The organism is Clostridium paridis, from assembly GCF_016765615.1.
Lineage (GTDB): Bacteria > Bacillota > Clostridia > Clostridiales > Clostridiaceae > Clostridium_T > Clostridium_T paridis.
On the sequence record NZ_JAESWA010000017.1, the window covers coordinates 352,135 to 365,551 of the forward strand.

Sequence of the window (13,417 nt, forward strand, 5' to 3'; positions counted from 1 at the left end):
CTTATTCATACAAAGTATCTAATAAATCTATTTTCCCTTGAATCATTTCATCAATTCTATTTACATATTCTTTAACATCTTTGACGTTACCGAATCTTTCAATCCTATTTTCATCATGAAAAACTACTTTTGATACGGCATCTGCACCAATTGCTATTATGGTTTCTGTATCTTCAATCATTAGCATATTATATATGCATTCCTTATTACTCAAAGAATATCCTACATTCTCCATATTTCCTACCATATTCTTTTGTCTATACATATAATAAGGTTCCATTTTTAAATCCATTGCTAATTCTCTAGTTTTTTCATACATTCTATTTAACTCATCTTGAGCAGGTCTATATAGCTTTTTCCCTAATATAAGTTCTTCATGTAACCTGGAAGCTCTTTTAATTGACATTCCATGAACAGTTAGGGATTCTGGTTTCAACTTAAGTATATCTATAAAGGTATTATTTATTTCATCAATGCCTTCACCTGGCAGACCTACTATTATATCCATATTAATATTATCAAAGCCCAAACTTCTCGCCAAGTTAAACTTATTAATAACCTGTTCCTTTGTATGGCCTCTACCTATATTCTTAAGTGTAACATCATTCATTGATTGCGGATTAATACTAATTCTATCAACTCTATATCTTTTCATAGTCTCTAGCTTTTCTTTTGTTATTGAATCAGGTCTTCCGCATTCCACAGTATATTCAATCGGGTTAAAAGGCTCAATTAAATTATTATAAATTTCAGCCATTAATCCTTCAAATTCTTCATTGTCAACTGACGTAGGCGTTCCACCACCAAAATATACCGTATTAACTTCTAACTGCTTACTAGAAATGTATTTACTCATAGCATCAATTTCTTTTTTTAATGCTGAAATATATGGTTCAACTTGTTTCTTAGCTCCAGCTATTGGGTTAGACGCAAATGAACAATATAAACACCTAGTTGGACAAAAAGCCATCCCAATATAAATACTTATTTTTTCTTTTTTAACATCCACAAATCCTTTTTCTCTCTCTGCAATTTCAATGCATAGATCACTTTTTTCCTTAGATGTTAGATATTTATTTTTAAAATATTCACGTATTTCTTCTTTTGATTTTCCTTCATTCAATAAAGAAAGCGCTATTTTACTTGGTCTTATTCCTATTAAAGTACCCCAAGGATAATAATCCTTAGTTAATTCACTTAATAATTTAAATAGCTCTCTTTTAACAGATTCCTTCCCATCTTCTTCCAAAGAAACCTCTCTAAGCACTTCTTTATTCTCTATAATAAGTAATGAATCTTTAATTGTAATCTTATAATCAAAATCATCTGCTCTATTTATTTTAATATCCTCTAAAGGGAAAAATATATTGAACATTTGATATACGTCATATCTTAAATTTTCATCTGATAGTGTTATATTTAGTATCATTTTCTCTCCTTTATCTAGCAAAAGGGTTTCCTCTTTTTTCAGTCATAATAGAAGTCTTAGGTCCGTGCCCTGGATAAACTATTGTATTATCATTTAGTACAAACAATTTTGTCCTAATGCTGTCTACTAATGTATCCATATCTCCACCTTCAAAATCTGATCTTCCTACGCTTAGGTAAAATAAAGTATCTCCTGCAAAAAGATGTTCACCATTTAAAAGGAAACACATTCCTCCTGCACTATGGCCTGGTGTATGTAAACACTTAATTTTATGTCCCGAAAAATCTATCTCTTCACCATCATTTAAGTATCTATCCGCTTCTGGAATTTTTCCGAATACATAGGATGTACCTTGCATATACTTCTTCTCTTCTTCATTAATATAATGAGGAACTTTAAAAGTATTTTTCAGTTCAGAAACAGCGCCTACGTGGTCAAAGTGACCATGGGTTAATAATATAAACTTTAATTTAGCTCCAAGTTTACTAATTATATTTACTAAATAATCACCCTGATCCCCTGGATCCACAACAAATGCTTCCTTTGTTTCTTCATCCATAACCAAATAACAATTTTCTTGTATATCTCCTACCGGGATAGTTTTAATTATCATAAACTTCCTCCTAAAAATCCTTTTTACTTTCTAATAGAAGAGTTACTGGACCATCATTGATTATCTCAACTTCCATATCTGCTCCGAATTCTCCAGTTTCAACTCTTACACCTTCTTCTTTAAAGGCCTCAATAACTTTTTCATAAATGCCAATAGCTTCTTCTCCTCCAAGTGCATTTATAAAGCTTGGTCTTCTGCCTTTTCTACAATCTCCATATAAGGTAAATTGTGATATTATTAGTATTTCTCCTTCAACATCCTTTAAAGAAAGATTCATTTTATCATCACTATCTGAAAATATTCTTAAGTTGACAACCTTATCTCTAATGTATTTAATATCTTCGTCAGTATCACCTTTTGTAATACCAATTAATACGTTTAGACCTACACCTATTTCTCCAATTATTTTTCCATCAACCTTAACACTACTTCTTTTAACTCTTTGTACTACAGCTCTCATTTACTTAACACCCTTTAATTATTCATTCTATATACGTCTAGAACACCTTTTAGTTTTCTAATTTTCCTCATTAAATCTTTTAGTTGATCTATACTGTCTATACTTACCTTAATATTAACCAAGGATAGATTTCCTTTTAATGATTTAGCATTTACTGCATTTACTTTTATCTTAGATTCACTTAGAATTATCATTACTTCTGCTAAAATTCCCATTCTATCTTCAGCTTCAACTTGAATTTCAGCAGTATATGATTTACCTTTTGATGTTCCCCAACTCACTTCCACTATTCTAGTTTCTTCACTGTCCTTTAATTCAAGAACATTAGAACAGTCTTTTCTATGAACTGAAACTCCCCTACCTTTTGTTATATATCCAATGATATCATCACCAGGAACAGGATTACAGCATCTTGCAAACCTAATCATGAGATTGCTTAGTCCCTTAACAGTTACGCCATAAGCCTTGTCATTTGCATGAACTTTTTCAGTTCTATTTGAATTATCCTCAATATTTTTATTTATATTTTCTAAAATATTTTTTTCATCATGTTCTTCTTCCTTTAATCTTGCAAATACAACTGAAGCTGACATAATACCATTACCAACTGCTGCATATATATCTTCTTGTGAGTGTAAATTATATCTCTTAAGTAATCTTTCAAATAACTCGCCTTTTGCAAGTTCAGAAAATACTAAAGATTGCTTTTTTGCTTCTCTTTCAATTAATTCTTTTCCTTTTAGAACATTATCGTCTCTTTGTGCTCTTTTAAACCATTGTTTTATTTTACTCTTAGCTTGATTACTTTTTACCATACCAAGCCAATCTATATTAGGTCCTTTTGGAGCAGAACTGGTCATGATCTCAACTATTTGTCCCGTTTTCAAATTGTAGTCAAGTGGTACCATTTTCCCATTTACTTTTGCCCCAACGCATCTGTTTCCAACATCCGTATGTATTTTATAAGCAAAATCAATTGGAGTTGCATTTGCAGGTAAATTAATAACTACTCCTTTAGGGGTAAAAACAAAGATTTCATCTGAAAACAAATCAATTTTAAAGCCTTCCATAAATTCTTGAGCATCTGAGGTCTCTTTTCCCCACTCAAGCATATCTCTAAGCCAAGATAATTTTTGTTCAAAACTATCCCCTTTTGATGCTTCTCCTTCTTTATACTTCCAATGGGCAGCTATACCATATTCAGCTGTTTTATGCATCTCAAATGTTCTAATTTGTATCTCGAAAGTCTTTCCTAAGTGCCCAATTACTGTTGTATGCAATGATTGATACATATTAGGTTTGGGCATAGCTATGTAGTCTTTAAATCTGCCTGGTATTGGTTTATAAATCGTATGTACTATTCCTAATGCTGCATAACAATCTTTAACTGAATTAACTAAGATTCTTATAGCAGTTAAGTCAAATATTTGTTCTATATTCTTATTCTTATTAACCATCTTTCTATAGATGCTATAAAAATGTTTGGGTCTTCCATCAATATCAGAATCAATTCCTGAACTAGAAAGTTTCTGCTCAATCTCATCCATTATTTGAGAAATATATGCTTCCCTTTCTTTTCTTTTTTCTGCGATTTGATTAACCAAGTCATAGTACTCTTGTTGATGTAAATATCTAAAAGAAAGATCTTCAAGTTCCCATTTTATTTTAGAAATACCTAATCTATGAGCAAGTGGTGCATAAATATCTAATGTTTCCTTAGCTTTTTCTTTTTGTTTCTCCTCAGGCATAAATTTAAGCGTTCTCATATTATGAAGTCTATCTGCAAGCTTAATTATAATAACTCTAATATCATTTGCCATCGCTAGTAGCATTTTTCTTACATTGTCAGCTTGTTGTTCTTCTTTTGACTTATATTTAATTTTACCGAGCTTAGTAACGCCCTCAACTAGATCCGCAACTTCCTTATTAAACATTCTCTCTAAGTCTGAATAATTATATTCAGTATCCTCAATGACATCATGAAGTAATCCAGCTACTATTGTATTAGTATCCATACCTAACTCAGCAAGAATAGAAGCCACATCTAATGGATGAATAATATATGGTTCACCAGATTCTCTCTTTTGCTTAGAATGGGCTTCTGATGCAAGATTATACGCTTTTTTAACTAGTTCTAGATCTATATTATTGCAATTTAAACTTATTTTCTCCAATAAATCCGTTAGCATATGGATTACTCTCCTCTAAAAAATAGAATTAAATTTAAAGGCTGGTATATATACCAGCCATATTTATCTATAATTATATAATATTGAATTTTGTTTTTCAAGAAAATTACACATCATATTTTAAAAGGCTTTGAATATCATATCCTTTTAGTTTATCTCTACCTCTTAATTCTTCTAATTCTATTAAAAAGTTTAAAGTAACAACTTCTCCACCTGCTTGTTCTACTAACTTAGCAACTGCTGCAATTGTACCACCTGTAGCTAGTAAATCATCAACAATAGCTACTCTTTGACCTGGCTTAATTGAGTCTTTATGAATTTCTAGAGCATCTTTTCCATACTCTAAATCATATTCTACCTTTACTGTATCCCATGGAAGCTTTCCAGGCTTTCTAACAGGAATAAATCCAATTCCTAATGCATATGCAACTGGTACTCCAAAAATAAAACCTCTTGCCTCTGGTCCAACAATTAAATCTATATTTTTGTCTTTTATATAATCTACAATTTCATTGATAGCATACTTAAAACTTTCTCCATCTTCAATTAGAGTAGTTATATCCTTAAAACTAATTCCTTCCTTAGGAAAATTATCAATTATCCTTACTTTTTCTTTTAAATCCATTATTAAATTCCCCCTATGAGATTTTCTTATATAAAAATATTTGTTTTTTTTCTTTCAAAATTTAAGTATTTAACAATTTGTTCTGCCCTATCCATATCAGATGTTGTAAGTAATTCAACAATTATTTTTGCTGTATCCATTACACTAACTGAATTATTAACTGGCGTAAGTAAATTTATTATACCATCTATATCCTCATCCTTAATGGACTCAATTTTAAGATACTCTAATATGGCTCTAAGTCCATAGTTATTTGTTTCTCTTAAATAATTAAACCCTTCACTCAAGAATACTTTGTTCTCACCTTGCTTTTCACATTTCTTAAATACACTACCTAGAAAAATCAAATCCAAATATCTATTAATACTATTCATATTATAATATATTCCAATAGCTTGCATCAATTTAAATGTTAATGCTGAATTTGATAAATTTTTGTATCTGTATGAACATCCTGTTTGATTTGGATTTATATAAATTGTATTATGTATACCATCAGTCTTAGAATTTTCCATTATTATTGTTTCTATTCCTAATGCTTTACTAAGTTCAACTTCCCTATTGCCTTTAAATCTACAACCTACAGTAATAAGAAGATCCGCTCCCAAAAAGTGAATTCTATTTTTGATATCCGCTTCTTGAATCAAGTGATTCTTATGTGAATAATCTTCTATGATATACTCTACGTCTGCATTTAAATATTTCAATAAAAGAATTAGTGAAGATAATGCACATATACCGTCAACGTCGCATAAACCATATACAAGTATCTTTTTACGTGAATTTATTGCATCAACCACTCTTTCAATGGCTCTATTCATATTTTTAATTATAAAAGGATTATAACCAGATATATAGTTTGGGCGGTATATCTTCTCCCACTGCTTGCTCATTTTAAAATTCCTCCGTATTCATAGAAAACAACTATATTATAAATTATATTACGAGTTTTTACAAATATTTTTATAAAATTTAAAGATACCCCTAAATAATATGGGTAAATAAAGTGTTAATTGTAACTTCTATATATATATTATTCGTAATATTTGTCAAAAAATAAATAAGGATGGATAAAAAGTACTTTGAATGCATATTTTAGTAGATAGCATCAAAATACATTTCACCACCCTAGCTAAATATTATAAGAGTAATCCATCTTTCTAATTCTTATAATATAATTACATTTAACTATAAATAAACTTTAATTATAAAATACTCATGGAATTTTACACTCTAAAATTTTATTTTGAAGTTCTGTTTTTTAACATTACCCAAACTGGGCTAGCTATAAATATTGAAGAATATGCTCCACATGCCATACCTACTACTAGAGGAAATGCAAATTCTCTAACAGATGGTACAAATATATTAACTGCGGTAGTAGTTAATAATGTAGTTAATGTAGTATTAAGCGATCTAGTAAATGTTTGAGTTAAACTATGATCAGCAATTTCAATTGGAGTATTTCTTCTCATGCTCCTTTGATTTTCTCTAATTCTATCAAATATTACTATAGTATCATTTATAGAGTATCCTATAATTGTTAGAATAGCTGCAATAAATGGTGAATTAACAGGGATATTAAAAATTGCATATATTGATAAAGTTATTAAAATATCATGGAACAAAGCAATTATTGCTGCTATTCCAAATTTAAATTCAAATCTAATTGCTATATAAATCAACATCGCAACAACTGCAACTGCTAACGCTTTTATAGCACTACTTGTAAGTTCATTTCCAATTGAAGGTCCTATTTCATCATGTGAAACAAGAGCATCTTGTTTTAAAGAATACTTTTCTGATAACTCTTTAAACATGTCAGAAACTTTAGTTGAGTCTAAACTTTTAGATTTTATCTCTATTTGAACCTCGTTAGCTGAACCATCTACAGTTTCAGAAACTGTATTTGTAACAGCATCTTCGGCATATTTTTTAACTATTGTATCTACATCACCTTTGTTGAAATCCTTAGGCATTTTAATATCTACTTGTGTACCACCTTTAAAGTCTAACCCTAGGTTAAGTCCACCTCTATATATCATGAAACCTGCACCAATTAACATTATTATTAATGACATTGTAAACCAAATTTTAGTTTTTTCAATTATCTTAAGCATACTACTACTCCCCCCTCTTAACTCTGAAGCACCATAGTTTACTTAAAAGACCCATATTTGCTGCAAGGTTAACTAATGCTCTTGTTACAAATATAGCTGTAAACATAGATACTATAATACCGATTAATAGTGTAGTAGCAAAGCCTTTTACAGCTCCAGATCCTAAGAAGTATAGTACTAGTGCTGCTATTGATGTAGTTATGTTTGAGTCAATTATTGATGACATAGCATGTTTAAAACCTTCATTAATTGAACTCTTTATAGATTTACCCTTTTTAAGCTCTTCTCTTATTCTTTCAAATATAAGTACATTAGCATCAACTGCCATACCTACCGTTAACAAGAAACCTGCTATTCCCGGCAAGGTTAAGGTCGCATTAAGCCCTGCGAAACATGTTAAAACCAATGATGCATATAATATCAATGCTATACATGCTAAGAACCCTGGAACTCTATAATATAAAACCATTAGTAGAAATACTAATGCAAATCCAATAAAGGCTGCTTTTATTGCGTTAGGTAGTGCTGTAGCTCCTAATTGTGCCCCAACAGTCTTTACTGATGCTACTTTAACTGGCACTGGAAGTGCTCCAGCATTTATAATACCTGCTGTTTTTTTAGCTTCCTCGAAGCTTTTATTACCAGTAATTTGAGCTTCACCATTAGAAATAACACTTTGAACTGTTGGACTTGTTAATAATTGGTCATCCATATAAATAGATATTTGTTGACCTAAGTATTTTTGTGTTGCTTCCGCAAACTTTTGTTTTCCATCTTCATTAAGCTCTAGCCCAATTACAGGTTGATTTGCATTTTGTTGATCTGTATATACTGTAGCTTTTTTTACGTCTTTACCTGTAAGGATTACATCTTTTGATTGGTTTGGAGCTATAAATTTTAACTCTCCTGTCTTATTCAAACTATCAACTATTGTCTTAGAATCATATTGTCCTGGAATATCTATTCTGATTCTCTTTTCCCCTTCAGTTGTAACAACTGTTTCAGATACTCCAACCTTATTAACTCTTAAGGATAACATTTCTTTTGTCTTATCTCTATCATCAGTAGAAACCTTATCTTCTTGCATTTCCATTAATACGGAAACTCCACCCTGTAAATCCAAGCCTTTAGTTATAGCTTTATCAAAACTTTTATATTCCCAACCAAAAATTTTCGCACCAAAAAATCCTATATAGGTAAATAAAAATATAAAACCAACAAGCAATATAAATAATATTGTACTTCTACCTTTTGTTTTCATTTTTCTCCCCCTCAGTTTTTTTCATAATACCGTCGTATTATACATAATATAATTATATTTCTATAGAGAGCTTCATGTCAATAAATCCCATTTAAACTTTTGAAGTCATTGCTTTTAATGCTATAGCACATTCAATTCTCTTCTTTTGCATCTCACAACCAATTTCATAAGGAACATGTATGTCTCCATTGAAATTAAAGTTATTTGCTTGACAACCTCCGCTGCAATAGAATCTAGCCCAACAATTTTTACATACAGGTTTTCTATATATGTTTGCTTTTTTAAATTCTGATGCCAGCTTAGTATCTAAATCTCCATCATCTATATTTCCTAGTAAGAAATCTTTGTTTCCTACGAATTGATGACATGGATAAACTTCTCCATCAGGTGTAATAGCCACATATTCAAATCCTGCACCACATCCAGAGATTCTTTTATATACACAAGGTCCTCCATTTAAATCTATATTAAAGTGATAGAATTTAAATGAATCTCCTTCATTGTGTCTTCTAAGCATCTCTTTATATAAAAGATCGTATTGATCAAATATCTTAGGTAAGTCTTCTCTTCTTAATGAAAGTAAATTATCATCAGGTAAAACTACTGGCTCAACAGAAATTTCTCTAAACCCTTCATTTACAAGTGACATAACATCATTAAAGAAGTCAGTATTATTTCTAGTAAAGGTTCCCCTTACATAATATTGTTTTGACTTGTCTCTTCTATCTACCATTTCTTTTATCTTTGGCAATATTCTTGAATAACTTCCTGATCCATCTTTTCTTATTCTTACTGCATCATTAACTTCTTCTCTACCATCAATTGATAATATTATGTTCCCCATATTTTTATCCAAATATTCCATAATTTCATCATTTAATAAAGTAGCGTTTGTAGTCATAGTAAATCTGATATTTTTATTAAATATTTTCTCTTGTTCTCTGGCATAATCCACAATTTCTTTTATTGCATCAAATACCATAAGTGGCTCACCGCCAAATAAGTCTACTTCTATATTTTTTCTTGGTCCAGATTTCTTAATAACAAAATCAATTGCCTTCTTACCAATTTCAGGACTCATAGGTTTTCTATGTCCTTTATATTCACCTTCTTCAGCAAAGCAATATTTACATTTTAAGTTACAATCATGAACTACATTTAAACATAGCGCTTTTATATAGTCATCTTGGTCATCTTTTAAAGCAATATCTTCATAGTAATCCTTAGTATAAAGAAGCTCTTCTTTAACTAATTCTTCCAAGTCTTCATATGCCTCTCTTATATCTTCTTCAGAATATACCCCCTGGAATTTCGCTATAACCTCATCTACTGGGGCTAATTTATCTACATCAATTAATAAATCGTAAATCAGCTTGTCTATAATATGAAGACTACCTGAATTAACATCTATTAAATAATATTCACCATCTTGAGTAAATTTATGAATCAAACTCAATTTTTTTCCTCCTTACTGAAATATGGCAGTAACTAAGTTACTGCCACCTACTTTGTTTTATTAGTTTTCACAAGCTAAGTTAGCAACTGTACAAGAAGTCTTACATGCTGATTGGCATGAATTTGCACATTCCTTACAGCCTGGTTTGCATAAGCTATTCTTTAAGTTTGAACTATTAATTGTTTTAATATGTTTCACGTCGTACGCCTCCATTCCGATACAATTACTAGTTGATTATAACACATTTTAATTGCATTATAAAGAATTTTTATATATTTATTCCAAGCATGCCAGATAATATACCTATTGCCATGGCAAAAAATAGTCTATATACGTCAAAAGATACAAATTCTACTTTTCCTTTAGCTATCGCAGATACTACTCCTATAAAAATATAATATAGTATTGCAACAAAAAGTCCCACTAGCCATCCTTTTGACTGATTTTTTCTAGCTCCGTATACTCCGCCAAAGACTATACTTACACATGTAATTATTATGTAAGTAACATATAAATTTTTTTGAGATAAATCCAAGAAGTTCATAGTCAAAGCAAGTACCATAAGTAGAAATATGGTTAATAACAATGCCCTTATAAGTCCCCTGCCTGAATTTTTTACAACCTCTAAATTCATTACCACACCCCCTTCTATTTAGGGTTTAGTTCAACATCAATATTTTAATTCTTAAAAACAGCTTCTCATGATTTCAAGAAATTTATTTTTGTTTCACATATAAACCCTTATTCACTATAAATATATGAACATAGGGGGCATAGTTATTACATTTCAGTTTCTTGATTTATTCTTGTTGATATTCCTTGTTTTGCAATTGTTATCTTAATTCCATCTGGCTCTATCTCCAAAATTAATGTTTCTTCATCTAATTGAGTTATGTTTCCTATTATTCCACCTCTAGTCATAACTCTATCACCTACTTTAAGTGAATCTAACATTTCATTATAACTTTTTCTTCTTTTTCTTTCTGGCAATAGTAAGAATCCATAAAATGCAACGCAAATTATAACTAATGTCAATATCTGCATTAAACCACCTGGCATATTAACTCTCCTCTCCTAAGCTCTTCCGCCCCATTTTTCTAATTTTTCCTTTTTAAACTCTGCAAAGTAATTTCCATCGATTGCCGCCCTTATCTCTTCCATTAATTTATTGTAGAAATATAAATTATGTAGAACACATAATCTCATGGCTAACATTTCTTTAGCCTTAAATAAATGTCTAATATATGCTCTTGTATAATTCTTACAAGTTGGGCACTCACAACCTTCATCTATTGGTTTTTCATCTAATTCAAATTTAGCATTCATTAAGTTGATCTTACCGTATTCAGTAAATACATGGCCATGTCTTCCATTTCTTGCTGGCAATACGCAATCAAAGAAGTCTACACCTCTTTCAACAGCTTCTAAGATGTTACTTGGAAGGCCAACTCCCATTAAATATATTGGTTTATCTTCTGGAAGATGTGGCACAACTGCATCTATGATTCTATACATTTCTTCATGAGTTTCTCCTACTGCAAGACCACCGATTGCATATCCATCTAAATCCATTTTACTGATAGTTTTTGCATGCTCTATTCTGATATCATCATAAACTCCACCTTGATTTATACCGAAAAGCATTTGTTCTTTATTTATAGTATCATCAAGTGAGTTAAGTCTATCCATTTCAGCTTTACATCTTTGAAGCCACCTGGTAGTACGCTCAACTGATTTTTCAACATATTCTCTAGGTGCTGGATTTTCAACACATTCATCAAAAGCCATAGCTATTGTAGATGCTAAATTACTTTGAATCTGCATACTTTCTTCTGGACCCATAAATATTTTTCTTCCATCTAAGTGAGAGTTAAAATAAACGCCTTCTTCTTTTATCTTTCTCATAGATGCTAGTGAAAAAACTTGAAATCCGCCTGAGTCTGTTAATATTGGTCTATCCCAGTTCATGAACTTATGTAAACCACCCAATTGTTTAACCACTTTATCACTAGGTCTTAAATGCAAATGGTATGTATTAGATAACTCCACTTGACACCCTATTTCCTTTAAGTCCATTGAAGAAACCGCACCTTTAATTGCAGCTAATGTACCTACATTCATAAATACTGGAGTTTCAATTACTCCATGAGGGGTTTCAAATCTACCTCTTCTTGCTTTTCCGTCTTTTTTTAATAAAGTATATCTTTTAACCACAAACTTTTCTCCCTTCAAAATTATATAATAAGCATTGCGTCTCCAAAGGAGAAGAATCTATATTTTTCTTTTACAGCTTCCTTATATGCATTTAGAACTTTTTCCTGTCCTGCAAGAGCTGAAACCAGCATAATTAACGTTGATTCTGGCAAGTGGAAATTAGTAATTAATGCATCAATAACTCTATATTTATATCCTGGATATATAAATATATTAGTCCAGCCTGAAGCTTCCTTTACCATACCATTTTCATCCCCGATAGTCTCTAGGGTTCTTGTAGATGTTGTTCCAACTGCTATAACCTTATTGCCTCTTTTTTTTGTTTCATTTATTATATCTGCAGTTTCTTTTGAAATCATATAAAATTCCGAATGCATATCATGTTCTTCAATATTTTCAACCTTTACCGGTCTAAAAGTTCCTAGCCCAACATGAAGAGTTAAATAAACTATATTTACACCTTTACTTTTAATTTGTTCTAAAAGATCTTGAGTAAAATGTAGTCCTGCAGTTGGAGCTGCAGCAGAACCTTTTTCTTTTGAATAAACTGTCTGATATCTTTCTTTATCTTGAAGCGTTTCATGTATATATGGTGGTAGTGGCATCTGACCAAGTTCATCCAAAACATTTTCGAATAAACCGTCATAAAAAAACTTTACTATTCTATTACCATTATCTAAGACCTCTTGTATCTCACCTAGTAATTTACCTTCACCAAAGGAAAATCTAGCTTTTGGTTTTGCTTTTTTACCTGGCTTTGATAAACATTCCCATAGATCATCTCCAACTCTTTTAAGTAATAGAAGTTCTATTTTACCACCAGTTTCTTCTTTTTCACCTATTAACCTAGCTGGAATAACTCTTGTATTGTTTAAAACCAATGTATCGCCAGGCTCAAAATATTCAATAACATCATAAAAATGTTTATGCTTTAAATCATCACTATTTTTACCTAAAACCATAAGTCTTGAACTTGTTCTATCTTCAAGAGGATGTTGAGCAATCAACTCCTCAGGTAGATCAAATTTAAAATCTTCTACTTTCATCTAT

At 30.8% G+C, this 13,417-nt stretch carries 14 protein-coding genes; all 14 read right to left on the bottom strand.

The annotated features are described in order from the left end of the window. Position 1: 1 nt before the first annotated feature. A complete protein-coding gene (locus tag JK634_RS04855; RefSeq protein ID WP_202766612.1) occupies positions 2 to 1,429 on the bottom strand; it encodes a coproporphyrinogen III oxidase in 1,428 nt (475 codons plus the stop codon). Between the two features lie 10 nt (positions 1,430 to 1,439). Then, on the bottom strand, positions 1,440 to 2,042 hold the full coding sequence (locus JK634_RS04860; RefSeq protein WP_202766493.1) for an MBL fold metallo-hydrolase: 603 nt from the start codon (positions 2,040 to 2,042) through the stop codon (positions 1,440 to 1,442). A 10-nt stretch (positions 2,043 to 2,052) separates the two neighbouring features. Further along, on the bottom strand, positions 2,053 to 2,502 hold the full coding sequence (gene dtd, locus JK634_RS04865; RefSeq protein ID WP_202766494.1) for a D-aminoacyl-tRNA deacylase: 450 nt from the start codon (positions 2,500 to 2,502) through the stop codon (positions 2,053 to 2,055). A gap of 14 nt (positions 2,503 to 2,516) precedes the next feature. Beyond that, the gene (locus tag JK634_RS04870; RefSeq protein WP_202766495.1) at positions 2,517 to 4,691 is read right to left on the bottom strand and encodes a RelA/SpoT family protein; all 2,175 of its coding nucleotides are present in this window, start codon (positions 4,689 to 4,691) and stop codon (positions 2,517 to 2,519) included. A gap of 106 nt (positions 4,692 to 4,797) precedes the next feature. Then, positions 4,798 to 5,316: an adenine phosphoribosyltransferase gene (locus tag JK634_RS04875; RefSeq protein ID WP_202766496.1), complete on the bottom strand. Its 519-nt coding sequence runs from the start codon at positions 5,314 to 5,316 to the stop codon at positions 4,798 to 4,800. A gap of 26 nt (positions 5,317 to 5,342) precedes the next feature. Beyond that, positions 5,343 to 6,209, bottom strand: a complete 867-nt coding sequence (locus JK634_RS04880; protein ID WP_202766497.1) for a DHH family phosphoesterase — start codon at positions 6,207 to 6,209, stop codon at positions 5,343 to 5,345. A 348-nt stretch (positions 6,210 to 6,557) separates the two neighbouring features. Further along, entirely contained in the window at positions 6,558 to 7,436 is an 879-nt protein-coding gene (gene secF / locus JK634_RS04885; protein ID WP_202766498.1) for a protein translocase subunit SecF, read from the bottom strand. A 4-nt stretch (positions 7,437 to 7,440) separates the two neighbouring features. Continuing rightward, positions 7,441 to 8,697 carry a protein translocase subunit SecD gene (gene secD, locus JK634_RS04890; RefSeq protein ID WP_202766499.1) on the bottom strand — a complete coding sequence of 419 codons (1,257 nt, stop codon included), beginning with the start codon at positions 8,695 to 8,697 and terminating at the stop codon, positions 7,441 to 7,443. Positions 8,698 to 8,788: 91 nt separating this feature from the next. Further along, positions 8,789 to 10,153 (bottom strand): thioether cross-link-forming SCIFF peptide maturase, encoded by a 1,365-nt coding sequence (gene scfB, locus JK634_RS04895; protein WP_202766500.1) that lies wholly within the window; start codon positions 10,151 to 10,153, stop codon positions 8,789 to 8,791. Between the two features lie 60 nt (positions 10,154 to 10,213). Then, the gene (scfA, locus tag JK634_RS04900; RefSeq protein WP_202766501.1) at positions 10,214 to 10,351 is read right to left on the bottom strand and encodes a six-cysteine ranthipeptide SCIFF; all 138 of its coding nucleotides are present in this window, start codon (positions 10,349 to 10,351) and stop codon (positions 10,214 to 10,216) included. A gap of 70 nt (positions 10,352 to 10,421) precedes the next feature. Next, positions 10,422 to 10,787 (bottom strand): TIGR04086 family membrane protein, encoded by a 366-nt coding sequence (locus tag JK634_RS04905; RefSeq protein WP_202766502.1) that lies wholly within the window; start codon positions 10,785 to 10,787, stop codon positions 10,422 to 10,424. Positions 10,788 to 10,933: 146 nt separating this feature from the next. Further along, positions 10,934 to 11,212 carry a preprotein translocase subunit YajC gene (gene yajC / locus JK634_RS04910; RefSeq protein WP_202766503.1) on the bottom strand — a complete coding sequence of 93 codons (279 nt, stop codon included), beginning with the start codon at positions 11,210 to 11,212 and terminating at the stop codon, positions 10,934 to 10,936. Between the two features lie 15 nt (positions 11,213 to 11,227). Further along, positions 11,228 to 12,367: a tRNA guanosine(34) transglycosylase Tgt gene (gene tgt, locus JK634_RS04915; RefSeq protein WP_202766504.1), complete on the bottom strand. Its 1,140-nt coding sequence runs from the start codon at positions 12,365 to 12,367 to the stop codon at positions 11,228 to 11,230. A 20-nt stretch (positions 12,368 to 12,387) separates the two neighbouring features. Further along, positions 12,388 to 13,413, bottom strand: coding sequence for a tRNA preQ1(34) S-adenosylmethionine ribosyltransferase-isomerase QueA (gene queA / locus JK634_RS04920; protein WP_202766505.1), 1,026 nt, complete (start codon positions 13,411 to 13,413; stop codon positions 12,388 to 12,390). Positions 13,414 to 13,417 lie beyond the last annotated feature (4 nt).

What these genes read in the sequence shown, in the direction of transcription:
- yajC (WP_202766503.1), bottom strand. Translation starts at nt 11,212, where the DNA reads ATGCCAGGTGGTTTAATGCAGATATTGACATTAGTTATAATTTGCGTT.
- dtd (WP_202766494.1), bottom strand. Translation starts at nt 2,502, where the DNA reads ATGAGAGCTGTAGTACAAAGAGTTAAAAGAAGTAGTGTTAAGGTTGAT.
- JK634_RS04855 (WP_202766612.1), bottom strand. Translation starts at nt 1,429, where the DNA reads ATGATACTAAATATAACACTATCAGATGAAAATTTAAGATATGACGTA.
- secD (WP_202766499.1), bottom strand. Translation starts at nt 8,697, where the DNA reads ATGAAAACAAAAGGTAGAAGTACAATATTATTTATATTGCTTGTTGGT.
- JK634_RS04905 (WP_202766502.1), bottom strand. Translation starts at nt 10,787, where the DNA reads ATGAATTTAGAGGTTGTAAAAAATTCAGGCAGGGGACTTATAAGGGCA.
- queA (WP_202766505.1), bottom strand. Translation starts at nt 13,413, where the DNA reads ATGAAAGTAGAAGATTTTAAATTTGATCTACCTGAGGAGTTGATTGCT.
- JK634_RS04880 (WP_202766497.1), bottom strand. Translation starts at nt 6,209, where the DNA reads ATGAGCAAGCAGTGGGAGAAGATATACCGCCCAAACTATATATCTGGT.
- JK634_RS04870 (WP_202766495.1), bottom strand. Translation starts at nt 4,691, where the DNA reads ATGCTAACGGATTTATTGGAGAAAATAAGTTTAAATTGCAATAATATA.
- secF (WP_202766498.1), bottom strand. Translation starts at nt 7,436, where the DNA reads ATGCTTAAGATAATTGAAAAAACTAAAATTTGGTTTACAATGTCATTA.
- JK634_RS04860 (WP_202766493.1), bottom strand. Translation starts at nt 2,042, where the DNA reads ATGATAATTAAAACTATCCCGGTAGGAGATATACAAGAAAATTGTTAT.
- JK634_RS04875 (WP_202766496.1), bottom strand. Translation starts at nt 5,316, where the DNA reads ATGGATTTAAAAGAAAAAGTAAGGATAATTGATAATTTTCCTAAGGAA.